Source organism: Nocardiopsis sp. Huas11 (genome assembly GCF_003634495.1).
GTDB lineage: Bacteria > Actinomycetota > Actinomycetes > Streptosporangiales > Streptosporangiaceae > Nocardiopsis.
The window spans coordinates 36,783-51,878 of sequence record NZ_RBKY01000001.1 but is presented as its reverse complement, the minus strand read 5'-3'; the positions used below and the strand labels follow the sequence as shown (position 1 = coordinate 51,878).

The 15,096-nt window shown below is 72.0% G+C and carries 13 protein-coding genes; 12 read left to right on the top strand and 1 reads right to left on the bottom strand.

Annotated features, from left to right (window positions below; genetic code table 11):
* Positions 1-4: 4 nt before the first annotated feature.
* The 12 genes from DFP74_RS00210 to DFP74_RS00155 all read left to right on the top strand — a co-directional run bounded on the left by DFP74_RS00210 (position 5) and on the right by DFP74_RS00155 (position 14,278).
* Positions 5-841 carry a shikimate dehydrogenase gene (locus DFP74_RS00210; RefSeq protein ID WP_121179840.1) on the top strand — a complete coding sequence of 279 codons (837 nt, stop codon included), beginning with the start codon at positions 5-7 and terminating at the stop codon, positions 839-841.
* Between the two features lie 378 nt (positions 842-1,219).
* A complete protein-coding gene (infC, locus tag DFP74_RS00205; RefSeq protein WP_121179839.1) occupies positions 1,220-1,804 on the top strand; it encodes a translation initiation factor IF-3 in 585 nt (194 codons plus the stop codon).
* A gap of 186 nt (positions 1,805-1,990) precedes the next feature.
* Positions 1,991-2,185 carry a 50S ribosomal protein L35 gene (rpmI, locus tag DFP74_RS00200; protein ID WP_121179838.1) on the top strand — a complete coding sequence of 65 codons (195 nt, stop codon included), beginning with the start codon at positions 1,991-1,993 and terminating at the stop codon, positions 2,183-2,185.
* Positions 2,186-2,354: 169 nt separating this feature from the next.
* A complete protein-coding gene (gene rplT, locus DFP74_RS00195) occupies positions 2,355-2,729 on the top strand; it encodes a 50S ribosomal protein L20 (RefSeq protein WP_179827896.1) in 375 nt (124 codons plus the stop codon).
* 33 nt (positions 2,730-2,762) lie between these two features.
* Positions 2,763-3,614, top strand: coding sequence for an RNA methyltransferase (locus DFP74_RS00190; RefSeq protein WP_121179837.1), 852 nt, complete (start codon positions 2,763-2,765; stop codon positions 3,612-3,614).
* Positions 3,615-4,260: 646 nt separating this feature from the next.
* Positions 4,261-5,325 (top strand): ATP-binding protein, encoded by a 1,065-nt coding sequence (locus DFP74_RS00185; RefSeq protein WP_233571272.1) that lies wholly within the window; start codon positions 4,261-4,263, stop codon positions 5,323-5,325.
* 169 nt (positions 5,326-5,494) lie between these two features.
* Positions 5,495-6,613, top strand: coding sequence for a phenylalanine--tRNA ligase subunit alpha (pheS, locus tag DFP74_RS00180; protein WP_121179836.1), 1,119 nt, complete (start codon positions 5,495-5,497; stop codon positions 6,611-6,613).
* A complete protein-coding gene (gene pheT, locus DFP74_RS00175) occupies positions 6,613-9,102 on the top strand; it encodes a phenylalanine--tRNA ligase subunit beta (RefSeq protein ID WP_121179835.1) in 2,490 nt (829 codons plus the stop codon). Before pheS ends, pheT begins: the two co-directional genes overlap by 1 nt.
* Before the next feature lie 452 nt (positions 9,103-9,554).
* Positions 9,555-10,802, top strand: a complete 1,248-nt coding sequence (locus DFP74_RS00170) for an aspartate aminotransferase family protein (RefSeq protein WP_233571271.1) — start codon at positions 9,555-9,557, stop codon at positions 10,800-10,802.
* Between the two features lie 237 nt (positions 10,803-11,039).
* Complete coding sequence (locus DFP74_RS00165) at positions 11,040-11,531, top strand: MarR family winged helix-turn-helix transcriptional regulator (RefSeq protein ID WP_233570739.1); 492 nt, start codon at positions 11,040-11,042, stop codon at positions 11,529-11,531.
* 172 nt (positions 11,532-11,703) lie between these two features.
* Positions 11,704-13,155 (top strand): FAD-binding oxidoreductase, encoded by a 1,452-nt coding sequence (locus DFP74_RS00160; RefSeq protein ID WP_121187928.1) that lies wholly within the window; start codon positions 11,704-11,706, stop codon positions 13,153-13,155.
* Positions 13,156-13,375: 220 nt separating this feature from the next.
* Positions 13,376-14,278, top strand: a complete 903-nt coding sequence (locus tag DFP74_RS00155) for a hypothetical protein (protein WP_121179833.1) — start codon at positions 13,376-13,378, stop codon at positions 14,276-14,278.
* Positions 14,279-14,285: 7 nt separating this feature from the next.
* On the opposite strand, the gene DFP74_RS00150 is transcribed toward DFP74_RS00155, so the two are convergent.
* On the bottom strand, positions 14,286-15,089 hold the full coding sequence (locus DFP74_RS00150) for a hypothetical protein (RefSeq protein WP_121179832.1): 804 nt from the start codon (positions 15,087-15,089) through the stop codon (positions 14,286-14,288).
* Positions 15,090-15,096 lie beyond the last annotated feature (7 nt).

Sequence of the window (15,096 nt, the reverse complement as noted above, 5' to 3'; positions counted from 1 at the left end):
GGGCATGGCTCCAGCACGCGCGGCGGTCCTGGGCTCACCGGTGGCGCACTCGCTCTCGCCGGTGCTGCACACCGCGGCCTACGCCGCGATGGGGCTGGACGACTGGTCCTACGGCCTGGTCGAGTGCGACGAGAAGTGGCTGGCGTCCTTCCTGGACGGGCTCGGCCCCGAATGGCGCGGCCTGTCCCTGACCATGCCGCTCAAGCGGCGGGCGCTGGACCTGGCCGACGAGGTCACCGGGCTGGCCGAGCAGGTCGGCGGCGCCAACACCCTGGTCCCGCGGGGCCGCGGCTGGGCCGCGTACAACACCGACGTCACCGGCATCGCCACGGCTCTGACCGAGGCCGGCGTCGGCGCGCCCCGCGACGTGGTGGTCCTGGGGGCCGGCGCGACCGCCGCCTCCACGCTGGCCGCCCTGTGCGAGCTGGGGGTGAGCGCCCCCGTGACCGTCCTGGCCAGGGACACCGGCCGGGCGGGCGAGGTCGCCGACGCCGCGCGCCGGCTCGGCCACCCGCTGGAGGTCGCCCCTCTGGCCGACCTGGGCGCCCACCTCGACGTGGACCTGGTGGTCTCGTCGCTGCCCTCGGGCGCGGCCGACCGCTACACCGAGCACCTGGCCGCCTCCCGCGCCGACCTGTTCGACGTGGTGTACGCGCCGTGGCCCACCCGGGCGGCGACCGCCGTCGCCGCCCGGGGCGGCCGCGTGGTGGGGGGCTTCCCGATGCTGCTGCACCAGGCGGTCGCCCAGGTGCGCCTGATGACCGGTGCCGACGACGTCCCCGTGGCCGCGATGCGCGCCGCGGGGGAGGCCGAGCTGGAGCGTCGCGCGGCCGCCGCCTGAGCGGTCCGGGTGTTCTCGTAGTACTGGTATAGTCGGAACGTATCGACTTGGTCCGGCGTGTTCGCACGCCGGAACCGCAAGCGGAGATGATCCTCCCACCTGCCGGGTCCTGCCCGTGTAGGTCCCGGTCCGGTGTTCGAGCGCGTCGCGTTCAGCTCACAGGACGCCCTGACCAGGGTGTTCGGTGTGCGTGATGTCCGTCATCGGGAACAATCGGCTGGATCACCCCGCTTGCACATGCTGGCGGGGTTTTCGTTTTGCGCTGACCCCGACGCGGCCCCGGAGTTCGACGGAGCACGAACGAACGGGCCTAACAGACCGTCCACCGCCTGGCGGACGGTCGGTCCCAGGTAATCGAGAAAGCTAGGGAGGGGTCTCATCAGCGCCGAGCCCCGCATCAATGACCGCATCCGGGTGCCCGAGGTCCGTCTCGTCGGACCCAACGGTGAGCAGGTCGGAATCGTCTCCGTGCAGGACGCCCTGCGTCTGGCCCAGGAGTCCGACCTCGACCTCGTCGAGGTCGCCCCGACCGCGCGCCCGCCGGTCGCCAAGCTGATGGACTACGGCAAGTTCAAGTACGAGTCCGCGGTCAAGGCCCGTGAGTCGCGCAAGAACCAGTCGAACACGATCATCAAGGAGATCAAGCTCCGCCCGAAGATCGATCCGCACGACTATGAGACCAAGAAGGGTCACGTCGTCCGGTTCCTCAAGAGCGGGGACAAGGTCAAGGTGACGATCATGTTCCGCGGTCGCGAGCAGTCCCGCCCCGAGCTGGGTCGCCGACTGCTGGCGCGACTGGCCGAGGACGTCCAGGACCTCGGCACCGTCGAGTCCCAGCCCAAGCAGGACGGCCGCAACATGGTCATGGTGATCGGCCCGCACAAGCGGCGGTCCGAGCACAAGGCCGAGGCCCGTGCCGCGGCAGGCGACAAGACCCGCCGCGAGCAGCGCGAAGAGGCGTAGCGGCGCCCGGGGTAGTCCCCCACCGCCCGGACGGCCGCGCAAGCGGAACCGGGCGGTGGGGCGGGCTGTGCGCGATCGGCCCGGATGCGTCGGAGTCGGCGCGTGGGGGCCCGCCATAGCAGGGGAAGATCAGCGTCACCCGCCCAGAGCGGGCGACGCGCCGACGGAGTAGGAGACGACGGCGACATGCCGAAGAACAAGTCCCACAGTGGAGCCAAGGACCGTTTCAAGGTCACCGGTTCCGGCAAGATCATGCGCCGCCGTGCCAACAAGAACCACATCCTTGAGCACAAGACCTCCAAGCGCAAGCGCAAGCTGGGCACCGAGGCCGAACTGGCTCCCGCGGACACCAAGAACATCAAGAAGCTCCTGGGTAGGTAGCACCCGGAACTTCTCCTCACGGACGTGCCCGTGCGACCGACCCGGCGTCGGCGCGCTGGCGGCACCCGGAGGACATCCACCTGAAGCGAACACGGGCCGCCTGGACCAGTCCTGGCCGGACCGGTCGGCGCGCCCTGCGCGCCGGATTTGAGACTACGAGGGAGTCACTGTGGCACGCGTGAAGCGGGCTCTCAACGCCAAGAAGAAGCGCAAGGTCGTTCTCGACCGGGCGAGCGGTTACCGCGGGCAGCGCTCGCGTCTGTACCGCAAGGCCAAGGAGCAGATGCTCCACTCGATGACCTACTCCTACCGGGACCGCAAGGACCGCAAGGGGCAGTTCCGTCGTCTGTGGATCCAGCGCATCAACGCCGCCTCCCGCGCCAACGGCCTGACCTACAACCGCCTCATGCAGGGCCTGAAGCTGGCCGGCATCGAGGTCGACCGCCGCATGCTGGCCGAGCTGGCCGTCAACGACGAGGCCGCCTTCGCGGCCCTGGTCGAGCAGGCCAAGAAGGCCCTTCCGGCCACCCCGGCCGCCGCCTAGCGCGACCGAGGCGAGAGACAACAGCGAGTAGCGATGGCGAGCCACGAGTTCACGAGTATCCGGTCACCCAGGATCAAGGGGGTTCGGCGGCTCGCCAAGCGCACCTTCCGCCAACGTGAGCGGCGCTTCCTCGCGGAGGGGCCGCAGGCGGTGCGGGAGGCTCTGGCCGCCGTCGACGGCGGCCGCGACGGGCGGTCCCCCTATGGCGGGGCCGCCCTCGGCGTCGTGGAGGTCTTCGCCACGGCGGAGGCGGCCCAGCGCCATCTGGACCTGGTGGACATCGCCCACGCCGCGGGCGTGCCCACCCACCGCGTCAGCCTCGACGTGATGTCCGAACTGGCCCAGACCGTCACCCCGCAGGGGCTCATCGCGGTCTGCGAGTTCGTCGACGTCCCCCTCGAACAGGTGGGGGACGTGCGCATGGCTGTCGTGCTCTCCCACGTACGCGACCCCGGCAACGCCGGGACCGTCCTGCGCACCGCCGACGCCGCCGGAGCCGACGTGGTGATCTTCACCGACGCCTCCGTCGACCCCTACAACGGCAAGTGCGTGCGCGCCTCCGCCGGCAGCCTGTTCCACCTGCCCGTCGTGGTCGGGGTACCGGTCAGCGCGGCCGTGGAGTTCCTGCGCGGCCGCGGAGCCAGGGTGTGGGCCGCGGACGGCGGCGGACCCAAGGACCTGCACCAGGTCGCCGACGGCGGCGACCTGGACGGCCCGGTGGGCTGGGTGTTCGGCAACGAGGCCTGGGGCCTGCCCGAGGACGTGGTCCGCCAGACCGACGGCGCGGTCAGCGTGCCCATCTACGGCGGGGCCGAAAGCCTGAATCTGGCCACGGCCGCCGCGGTGTGCCTGTACACCACCGCTCGGCAGCAGCGCAGCGCCTGAGCAGGTCGGACCGGGCCGCCGCACGCCGTACGGCCCGTGACGTCGACCACGAGTCCCGAACGGAATGTCCGGAACACCAGGGCTCGCCCTTCCAGGACCGATAGGCTCTGCCACGTCCCGGGTCGTCCATGCGGGGCATGGGTCGGACGGTGCGTGCCCACCCGTGTCGCGGGTACGGGGCTGCGCCGGTCCGAGGGGACCGGGCAGGCTTGGCAGCACGTGAGAGCGGGCGGGCCCGAGGCGGCGATCCCCGCCTTCGGGTTGCCGTGCGCGCACGGAGTGCCTATACGCTCGTCCCCTGCCGGACGGTCCCGACCCGGGCCGCAAGGCGTACCAGGCGGAAGTGCAGGGTAGATCACCTGCGGTGGCGTCCACGGGCGTGTGGTGGATGTGATCGGTCAGCGGTCCGCGGCGCAGGAGCCTGTGGTCGTGTGGACCTTCAAGGGGAGCGGGGAGAGGCGTGGGCGGCGGCCGACAGGCGGATCACCCGGAGGGTGACTCGGGCGGGGGGACGGCGCACTCCTCGGACGAACCCGGACCCGGGCACAGGCCCGTCGTGTCCGGTTCCGCCGACGGAGGGGGCATCCGGCTTCCGGCACCGCCGACGGCACCCGTGCGTGCGGCGGCCGACCCGCACCCGGCGGCCCTGTGGGACGTCGAGGGCGCCTCGGGCCACCTCGGAGACGGTCCCCTGCACGCCGACGACCTCCCGGACGGCGTCCTGGTCGCCGACGCGCGCGGCCGTGTCGTGCTGTTCAACGCGGTGGCCGCCCACCTGACCGGTGTCCCCACCGAGGCCGCGCTCGGCCGCGACTTCCGTACCGCCCTGCCCCTGGTCGGCCTCGACGGCCACGACTGGTGGGAGGCGACCGACCCCTACGGCGGGGCCCGTGACCGCGTCCGCCAGTCCGAGCGTTCGCTCTTCCTGCCCGACGAACGCGAGATCCTCGTGGCCACCCGCTATGTGCGGGCCCGGCCGGAGGGCGAACTCGTCCGGCTGGTCGTCACCCTGCGCGACGCCGCCGCCCGCGCCGAGCGCAGCCGCGCCGACCTCGTCTCGGAGGTCGCCCACGAACTGCGCTCCCCTCTGACCAGCGTCAAGGGCTTCACCTCCACCCTGCTCGCCAAGTGGGAACGGCTCACCGACAAGCAGAAGCTGTTCATGCTGGAGACGGTCAACGCCGACGCCGACCGCGTCACCCGCCTCATCCACGACCTCCTCGACGTGTCCCGGATCGAGTCGGGCCGCCTGGAGGTGCGCCGCCAGGTCGTCGACCTCGCCGAGGCCGTGCGCCGGGTCGTGGCGGGTCGGGTCGCCGCCGGAGAGCCCGAGGAACGCTTCCGGGTCGAGACCCGCGGTGAGCTCCCGCAACTGTGGCTGGACGCCGACAAGATCGAGCAGATCCTGCTCAACCTGGTGGAAAACGGCGTGCGGCACGGCGCTGGTACTGTCAGTATCGTGATCGAGCCGTGTGAAGGAGGAGCAGCGGTGTCGGTGCGCGACGAGGGCCAGGGCATTGCACCTGAGACCATTCCGCGCGTCTTCCGCCAGTTCTGGCGCAGCAAGCGCCGGAGCGGGACCGGCCTCGGCCTGTTCATCGTCAAGGGCCTCGTCGAGGCCCACGGCGGTACGATCACCGTCGGACGCGCCCCCAGCGGCGGCGCCGAGTTCCGATTTACCATGCCCGCCGGGACACCCGAGTTCGTCTGAGTCCCTCAGACCCTTCGGCCCCGGTGGGCTCCAGCGCCGTGCCCTGGCCGGTCACCCTGCCCGGGGCACGCCCGCGACCCGCCTGTGCTCGTCCTGTCGGCTTCGTCCGCCCCGCGCGGACCGTGACTGCCGTCCACCCCCGCGGGGTGCGGCGGCGAGGCAACCAACCATGTCTGCACCGAACAATTCCTTCGATCCGGTCGAGGTGACCCCCCTCCACCCCGACGAGGTCGCCCGTATGCGCGAGGAGGCCCTGGCCGCCATCGAGGCCGCGGCCGACCTCGCCGAACTCAAGGAGGTCCGGCTCGCGCACGCCTCCGACCGCTCCCCGCTGGCCCTGGCCAACCGGGAGATCGGCGCCCTGCCGCCGGCCGCCAAGGCCGACGCGGGCAAGCGCGTGGGCGGGGCCCGCCGCGACGTCGGCCAGGCCCTCAAGGCCCGCCAGGCCGTCCTGGAGGCCGAGCGCGACGAGCGCGTCCTGGTGGAGGAGCGGGTCGACGTCACCCTGCCCTGGGACCGCTCGCCGCGCGGAGCGCGCCACCCGCTGACGACCGTGGCCGAGCGCATGGCCGACATCTTCGTCGGCATGGGCTTCGAGATCTCCGAGGGTCCGGAGATCGAGGCGGAGTGGTTCAACTTCGACGCCCTCAACTTCCTGCCCGACCACCCGGCGCGCACCATGCAGGACACGTTCTTCGTGGAGAGCCCCGAGGGCGGCGAGACCGGGCTGGTCATGCGCACGCACACCTCGCCGGTCCAGGTGCGCTCGCTGCTCACCCGCGAGCTGCCCGTCTACGTGGTCGCGCCCGGCAAGACGTTCCGCACCGACGAGCTCGACGCCACCCACAGCCCCGTCTTCCACCAGCTCGAAGGGCTGGTCGTGGACCAGGGCATCACGCTCGCGCACCTGCGCGGGGCCATCGACGCCTTCGTCGAGGGCATGTTCGGCGAGGGCCTGCGGACCCGCTTCCGCGCGTCCTACTTCCCCTTCACCGAACCGTCCGCCGAGGTGGACATGGAGTGCTTCGTGTGCCGCGGCGCGTCCGTGGGCGACCCCGACGCACCGTGCCGCACCTGCTCCAGCGAGGGCTGGATCGAGATCGGCGGCTGCGGCGTGGTCAACCCGCGCGTGCTCACCGCCGCCGGAGTGGACCCCGAGGTCTACAGCGGCTGGGCCTTCGGCCTGGGAATCGAACGGACACTGATGTTCGCGCACGGGGTGCGCGACATGCACGACATGGTCGAGGGCGATATCCGCTTCACCTCGGCGTTCGGGAGTGAGAACTGATGCGCGTCCCCCTGACCTGGCTGCGGGAGTACGTCGACTTGCCGGCCGACGTGACCGCACGCGACCTGGCCGCCAAGCTGACCTTGGCCGGTTTGGAGGTCGAGACCGTCGACGAGCTCGGCACCGACCTCACCGGCCCCCTCGTCTTCGGCCGTGTGCTGGAGATCGAGGAGCTCGAAGGCTTCAAGAAGCCCATCCGCCACTGCAAGGTGGATGTCGGACAGGCCAACGGCACCGGTGAGCCCCAGGAGATCGTCTGCGGCGCCCGCAACTTCTCCGAGGGCGACCTGGTCGTCGTCGTCCTGCCCGGCGGCGTGCTCCCGGGCGGTTTCAACATCGGCGCCCGCAAGACCTACGGCCGGATGTCGGCGGGCATGATCTGCTCCGCCACCGAACTGGGCCTGTGGGAGGACCACGCGGGCATCGTGGTCCTGCCCGATGGCTTCGGTACGGTCGGCGACGACGCCATCGGACCGCTGGGCCTGCGCGAGGACGTGCTGGACATCGCCGTCACGCCCGACCGCGGGTACGCGCTGTCGATGCGCGGCGTGGCCCGCGACACCGCCGCCCTGTACGGGGTGGCCTTCCACGACCCCGCCGAGATCGCGGTCGCCGCGCCCACCGGCGAGGGCCACCCCGCCACCGTCGACCCGGCCGTGTGCGACCGCTACGTCCTGCGCGGCGTCACCGGGTTCGACCCCGACGCGCCCTCGCCGCTGTGGATGAAGCGCCGCCTGGCCCAGAGCGGGGTGCGCCCCATCTCCCTGGCCGTCGACGTCACCAACTACGTGATGCTCGAACTCGGCCAGCCGCTGCACGCCTGGGACCGCGACCAGCTCAAGGGCGGCCTGCGGGTGCGCCGCGCCGACCGGGGCGAGAAGCTGGAGACGCTGGACCACGTCCAGCGCGTCCTGGACACCGACGACATCGTCATCGCCGACGAGACCGGACCGGTCAACATCGCCGGCGTCATGGGCGGACTGACCACGGAGATCTCCCTGACCAGCACCTCGGTGCTGGTCGAGGCCGCGCACTTCGAGTCCATGCACATCGCTCGCGCCTCGCGCCGCCACCAGCTGTCCTCGGAGTCCTCCCGGCGCTTCGAGCGCGGCATCGACTCCGCCGTGCAGGCGGTCGCCGCCACCCGCGCCGTCCACCTGCTCTCCGAGCTGGGCGGGGCGCGTGTGGAGGACGCCTACACCCACGTCGACGAGTCCGCCGCGCGCGAGCCCATCACCCTGCGCGCCTCCCACCCGGGCGACGTGGCGGGCGTGGACTACCCCGAGGGCACCGCGCGCACGTGGCTGGAGCGGATCGGCTGCGCCGTCGAGGAGCGGGGGCAGGAGCTGGCGGTCACTCCGCCCACCTGGCGGCCCGACCTCACCGACCCCAACGACCTCGCCGAGGAGGTCATCCGGTTCGAGGGCTACGAGAACATCCCCTCGATCCCGCCCAGGGCGCCCGCCGGGCGCGGCCTGACGCCGAGCCAGCGGCTGCGCCGCACGCTCGGCCGCGTCCTGGCCGACGCCGGGTACCACGAGGTGCTCAGCTACCCCTTCATGGGGGAGTTCGACCTCGACGGGCTCCAGCTGGAGGACGACGACGCGCGCCGCGCGAACCTGCGCCTGGCCAACCCGCTCAACGAGCAGGAGCCGCTGCTGCGCACCACGCTGCTGCCTGGCCTGTTCAAGGCCCTGGCCCGCAACGTGGGCCGCGGGTTCGCCGACGTGGCCCTGTTCGAGATGGGACTGGTCTACCGGCCCAAGCCGGGCGCGACCCGCGCCCCGCTGCTGCCCGTGGACCGCGGGCCCAGCGCCGAGGAGCTCCGCCAGATCGACGCCGCCGTGCCCGACCAGCCGCGCCGCGTGGGCGCCGTGCTGGCCGGGAACGCCGAGCACGCGGGCTGGTGGGGTCCGGGCCGGCCGGCCACCTGGGCCGACGCCGTCCAGGCCGCCCGTGAGATCGCCCGGACCGCCGGGGTCGAGCTGGAGGTCGAGGCCGACCGGCACGCGCCATGGCACCCGGGCCGGTGCGCCGCGCTGTACGTGCGCGTGGACGGCGAACGCCTGCTCGTCGGGCACGCGGGCGAGCTGCACCCGCGTACCGTCAAGGCGTTCGGGCTGCCCGAGCGGACCTGCGCGATGGAGGTCGAGCTCGACCGCGTCGAGCGCGCCCGGGGCGGCAACACCGCTCCCACGGTGTCCACCTACCCGGTGGCCACCCAGGACGTGGCCCTGGTCGTGGACGAGTCGGTGCCGGTCGGCGCGGTCGGCGACGCGCTGGCCGAGGGCGCGGGCGCACTGCTGGAGAGCGTGCGCCTGTTCGACGTCTACACCGGGGAGCAGGTCGGAGAGGGCCGCAAATCGGCCGCCTTCACCCTGCGGTTCCGGGCCGAGGACCGGACGCTGACCGCGGAGGAGGCGGGCGCGGCGCGCGATGCGGCCGTCGCGCTGGCGGCCGAGCGCACCGGGGCGTCCCTGCGCGGCTGACGCCGCGACGAGCCCGCGGCGGGGCCGGTCTCCCGGAAGGGGGACCGGCCCCGCCGCCGTATGTGAAGAACGTGCTACGGGCGGCCCCGCGCTCCCCGCTCCGACGTCAAAGGTCCGATCTCTGACCTCGGCTCTCCGACTATTTTTGACGGCGTTTTTGCTGCGTAGGCGGGGTTTTGCGCCGCTTCACCGAGGGTAGTCGGCATGAAGTTTGGGTTTCGGGGCATGAAGCATCGTTTTGGCTCTTGCTGCGGGGGCGGTCGTGAGCTTAGCCTGCAATCACCTGCTGAGGACTGGGCGCCCGGTGCACAGGCAGGCAACCTGAGTTTTCCGCTGCGCTGCTGCGCAAGACACGGCTCGGAGGTCGCCATATGACCGAAACGGTTGTCTCGTCCGCGCTCGCTCCCACCGACCGCCGGGAGCCGAACCGCCTGTGGCACACATTCTGCGATATGAACGCCGTGGCCCGCGGCCCTGAGTTCGTCGTCGCCAGGGGCGAGGGCGTATGGCTGTGGGACGAGTCCGGCGACCGCTACCTCGACGGCACGGCCAGTCTTTGGTACTGCAACGTCGGGCACGGACGCCGGGAGATCGCGGACGCCGTCTACCGCCAGATGACCACCCTGGAGGCCTACACGGTCTACGGGGACTTCACCAACGCCCCGGCCCGGGACCTGTGCGAGCGGCTGGCCTCGCACGCCCCGGTCGTCGACCCCCGGGTGATCCTCACCTGCGGGGGAGGGGAGTCCATCGACACCGCGGCCAAGCTGGCGCGGCGGTACTGGGCCGTGATGGGACAGCCCGAGCGCACCCATCTGCTCAGCCGGACCGGCGGATACCACGGTCTCAACGGCTTCGGTACGAGCATCATCGGCATGGAGCGGTTCCGGACCGGCTACGGCCGGCTCATCGAGGACACCTCCGTCGTCCCGCACGACTCCGCGGCCGCGCTGGAGGCCGAGATCCTCAGGGTCGGGCCGGAGAAGGTCGCCGCGTTCTTCGCCGAACCGGTGATCGGCGCCGGCGGCGTCTTCCTGCCGGAGGACGGCTACTTCACCGAGGTCGCCCGGATCTGTGAGAAGTACGGCGTGCTGTTCATCGTGGACAGCGTGATCTGCGGCTTCGCGCGGATGGGCAACTGGTTCGGCATCGAGCGCTTCGGTGTCAGCCCGGACATGATCGTCTTCGCCAAGGGCGTCTCCAGCGGGTACCTGCCGCTGGGCGGCGTCGTGGTCAGCGGCAGGGTGGCCGACCCGTTCTGGAACGAGGCCGGCAACCCGTTCATGCACGGGACGACCTACGCCGGGCACCCGGCGGGCTGCGCGGCGGCGATGGCGAACCTGGACATTCTGGAGCGCGAGGACCTGTTCACGGTGTCGCTGGAGGTCGAACGGCACCTGGACGCGGCCCTGCGTACGCTCTCCGACCACCCGCTGGTGGCGGAGGTGCGCTCCGGAATGGGCGTCATGGGAGCCGTGGAGCTGACCGAGGAGGCGCTGGGGGAGCTGGGGATCACCACGGCGGAGGTGTTCGCCGAGGCGCGTGCCCGCGGTGTGATCCTGCGTCCCGTGCCCCGGGCGCTGCTGGTGTCACCGCCGCTGATCATCACCTGGGAGCAGATCGACCACCTGGTCTCCACGCTCGCGGGGGCACTGGACGCCGTCGCCGCCCGCCACGGAGCGGCGGCCGCCCGGTACTGATGACGGGTCGGGGCCGGCCGTGCCGGGGGCGTGGCCGGACCCGACCCGAAGAAAGAACAACGTCCCATCCCATCCCGACCCGTCCCATCCCGTTCGGTCCCGACCCGGCTCGCTTGCGCGTGCCGGGTGTGATGTTCGTCCATCGCCCCGCTTCTCCGCCATCGAGTAATATTTGCTGGGAAGATTCTTCGGATGGGTGAGATGCCGGAAGGCGTCCGCCGGGGGACGGGGGCGGGCATGACGACACAGCACGACGGGCCGAGGACGGGCACGGAGGCGGACGAACTCAGCGACGACGACCTCATCACCGCCTGGGGCCTGGTCCACGAGGCGATGAGCGCACTCCAGCCCAAGCTGCTCGGCGGGATCACCCCCGACGGCAGGGACATGGCGGGCCCGTGGTTCGAGGTCCTCATCCGCCTGCAGCGCACCCCCGGGCACCGACTGCCCATGAGCCGCCTGGCCCGCGAGGTCAGCCTGAGCACCGGCGGGTTCACCAAGCTCGCCGACCGCCTCGAACGCGAGGGGTACCTGGCGCGGTCCAACTGCGCCGAGGACCGGCGGGTGGTCTACGCGGTCCTGACCGAGCCGGGTCTGGCCTTCATCCGCGAGGTGCGCGCCAACCACGTCGAACGGTTGCGGGAACACGTCCAGGGCGCGCTCGGCGTCGACGGCGTTCGGCGACTCGCCGACATCGCGCGTACGCTCCGTGACAGCGCCTGCGACTGAGTCCGCGCCGCGGTGGCGACCCTCCGTAGCCGAATTGCCTTTTTCCTCCGTGCGCGCCCCGTCCGAATGCGTGGACGGGACCACACGGGCCGCCGTTCCCGTGTAAGTTGGCGGGAGTTCGCGCGTCCCATGCGGGGTGGACCGCGGGGGCACCGAAGTTCCGGGGGGAATGATGAGACTGTTCACCACTGCGGCGCAGCTGAGGCCGATTCCCCGATCGACACGCTTCGCCAACGGCGGTGTCTCCTTCTGGTTCCGCGACATCGGACTGCCCGAGCGCCGCGCCCCCCTTCCGGGTGACGCCGAGTACGACGTGTGCGTCATCGGCGCCGGCTACTCCGGCCTGTGGGCCGCCTACTACCTCAAGAAGGCCGAGCCCGACCTGCGGATCGCCGTCCTCGAACGTGAGTTCGCCGGATTCGGCGCCTCCGGTCGTAACGGAGGGTGGCTCTCGGCCGAGTTCGGGGGCTCGCGCGAGCGCTACGCCCGGTCACATGGCAAGTCGGCCATGATCGCCCTGCAGCGCGCGATGATGGCCACCGTCGACGAGGTCGCCACCGTCGCCCGCGACGAGGGCATCGACGCCGACATCGTGCGCGGCGGCATGCGCCTGGTCGCCACCAACGCCGCCCAGCGCGCCCGCCTGGCCGAGGAGATCGAGTACCTGCAGGAGTGGGGCTACTGGCCCGACGACATCCACCTGCTGGAGCCCGACCACGAACCCCGCCTGCGCGTCGCGGGCGCGGTGGCCGCCGCCTTCTCGCCGCACGCCGCGCGCGTGCACCCCGCCAAGCTCGTCACGGGCCTGGCCCGGGTGGTGGAGGGACTCGGCGTCGACCTCTTCGAGGGCACCGCGGTCCAGGAGATCCGGCCCCGCGAGGGCGCCTCCTCGCCCGCGGTCGTCACCGAGCACGGCACCGTGCGCGCCGAGCACGTGATCCGCGCGACCGAGGGCTTCACCTCGACCCTGCGCGGCCACAAACGCGAATGGATGCCGATCAACTCCTCCATGATCGCCACCGAGCCGCTCTCCGACGAGCTCTGGGCGAAGATCGGCTGGGAGGGCCACGAGGTCCTGGGGGACTCCGCGCACTCCCACGTCTACGCGCAGCGCACGGCCGACGGCCGCATCGCCATCGGCGGGCGCGGCGTGCCCCACCGCTTCGGATCGGCCCAGGCCGACGAGGGCGCCACCCAGCCCCAGGCGATCGCGGAGCTGTGGCGGGCCCTGGTCCGACTGTTCCCCGACGCCTCGGAGGTCCCGGTCGAGCACGCCTGGTCCGGCGTGCTCGGGGTGCCGCGCGACTGGTGCCCCAGCGTGCACCTGGACACCGAGTCCGGTGTGGGCTGGGCCGGCGGCTACGCAGGCAGCGGTGTGGCCACCAGCAACCTGGCCGGGCGCACCCTGCGCGACCTGGTGCTGGGCCGGGAGACCGATCTGACCCGCCTGCCGTGGGTGGGCCACCAGGTCCGCGGCTGGGAGCCCGAGCCCCTGCGCTGGGTGGGCACCCAGATGATGTACGGCCTGTACCGCACCGCCGACCGCCGCGAGTCCAAGACCTCCGAGGACAAGGCCCACACCTCGCGCTTCGCCGGCCTGGCGACGCGTATCGCGGGCCGCTGAGGGAGGTTCCCGGTCCCGCGCGCACTGGTGACCGCCTCCGCCAGGGGTGGCCGAGTGAGTCTCAAGCGCGGAGACCGTGCGAATCCCAGCATGCGCCGGCCCGGCCCGTGAGAGAATCCCGATGTGGGAGCACAGCCCGCCGAGTTCCCACCACCGCGACGATCGTTGACATCACCCCCCGGGAGCGTGTGTGGACGGGTTGGCACGGGAGCTCAGACAGTTGCGCGCTCGCCGAGGGCTGGACGCGGACGAACCCGCGGACCTGGTGGGACCGGCCCTGCGCGAACTCGCCGGCCTGGTCGGCGGTGAACCCGCCGACGAGGTCCGCCGGCTGGTCACCGTGGCCCTGAGAGACCTGCTCCGCGAACTGCCCGACGATCTGTGCCTGGCCTTCCTCGCCGGAATGGGCGTGCACCCCGACGTCCGCGCCCCCGTCCTGGAACGCCGACTGGAGTGGGTCGCCCAGGAACTCCACATCTCCCCGCGCACCGCGCGCAGACGCATGGACCAGGCGATCGAACGGGTGGCGGCGCACTCCGCTCCCGAGCGGCCGCGGGACCGTCCGGAGTTCGGTCCCCCCGACTGGCGGCTGGCCGCCCTGCGCACACGCCTGTCACTGGGCGCCGAGGGTGCCACGGCCGTCGAGGAACGCGAGATCATCGCGGCCGTGGACGACCTCGACCAGGTCGTGGTCTCGGCGCAGGTCCCGAGACACGGCACTGAACGCGGCACCCCGCACGACGTGGGACTGGACCTGCTGCACGGAGCTGAGTCCGTGTCCTGCGAACGCGTGACCGAGACCTATTTCCGGCACCACATCCGGTTCGCCCAGGCCCTGCGCGCGGGACAGAGGCACGTCTTCGCCGTTCGGGTCAGCGTCCCCCAGGGACAGCCCATGCGTCCGCAGTACGTGTTCCGCCCCCTGCGCCGCTGTGACCACTTCCGGCTCGATGTCGCCTTCGGTAGCGAGCGCCCCCGCGCCGTGTGGGTGGTGCCGGGCGTCCCGCACGGCGTCGTCGAGGACCTGACCCGCGAGTTCCTGGAACCCGTGGACCGTAGCGCCTACCAGGCCGAGTTCACCGGACTCCGCCCCGGACTTGCCTACGGCCTCAGATGGGATTGAACGCCCCTCACGCGTCCCACCACAGTTCCGCCTGCGCGGCTAACCAGTCCTCGTCCTCCAGCAGGTCCAGATGCGCGGGTGTCAGGGCCTGGAGCGTCACCAGGTGATGGGCCAACGACTCCCTCGTCACCCGGGTGCCCTTCGGTAGGACGTCGCCCACCTTGGACTTCAGGTGGCGCAGGTGGTCCTCGACCCTCCGGGTCACCCGGATCCGCACGTCTGCCCGCCCTCGGTCGAAGAGGGTCAACTGGTCCCACGTGTGGGTGGCGGCCAGCGCCATTCGGGCCACGGTCTCCGACGTGGGAAGCGCCTCGGTACGGGAGGGGGCCAGCAGCCAGCCCTGACACAGCATGAGGGCGGTGACGAACTCCTTCGTGAGCGGGTCCAGGCTCAGTTCGGAGCCGGTCTCGGTGTCCTCCTCGATCCCGGGCAGGTCCTCCGGGGCGGTGGGCGAGGTGCTGACGGACACGCGGACCATCAGGTCGCGCCCGTGCATGAAGGGGGACCCCACCATCGCCTCGCCATGGGTCACGACCAGCACCCCGCTGCCGCCCCCGTCCACGGGCGGCAGCGTGGTCACCTGCCCGCGTACGACCGCCACGAGGCTGTGGCTCCGGCTGAGGTTGCTGATGCGCGCGCCGTCCTCCGCGGCGCGGACCTGCCCGCACAGGCGGGACAGGCCGGGCCCCCCGCGCACCACCAGATCGGCGTGGCGGCTGCGGCCGAAGACCAGGGAGGCCCCCGGCCGCAGGGCGCGCTCGGCTCCGTCCGGCGCGGTGACGCGCACGGGCTCGGGTCGCTCGTCGTTCAACGGTTCC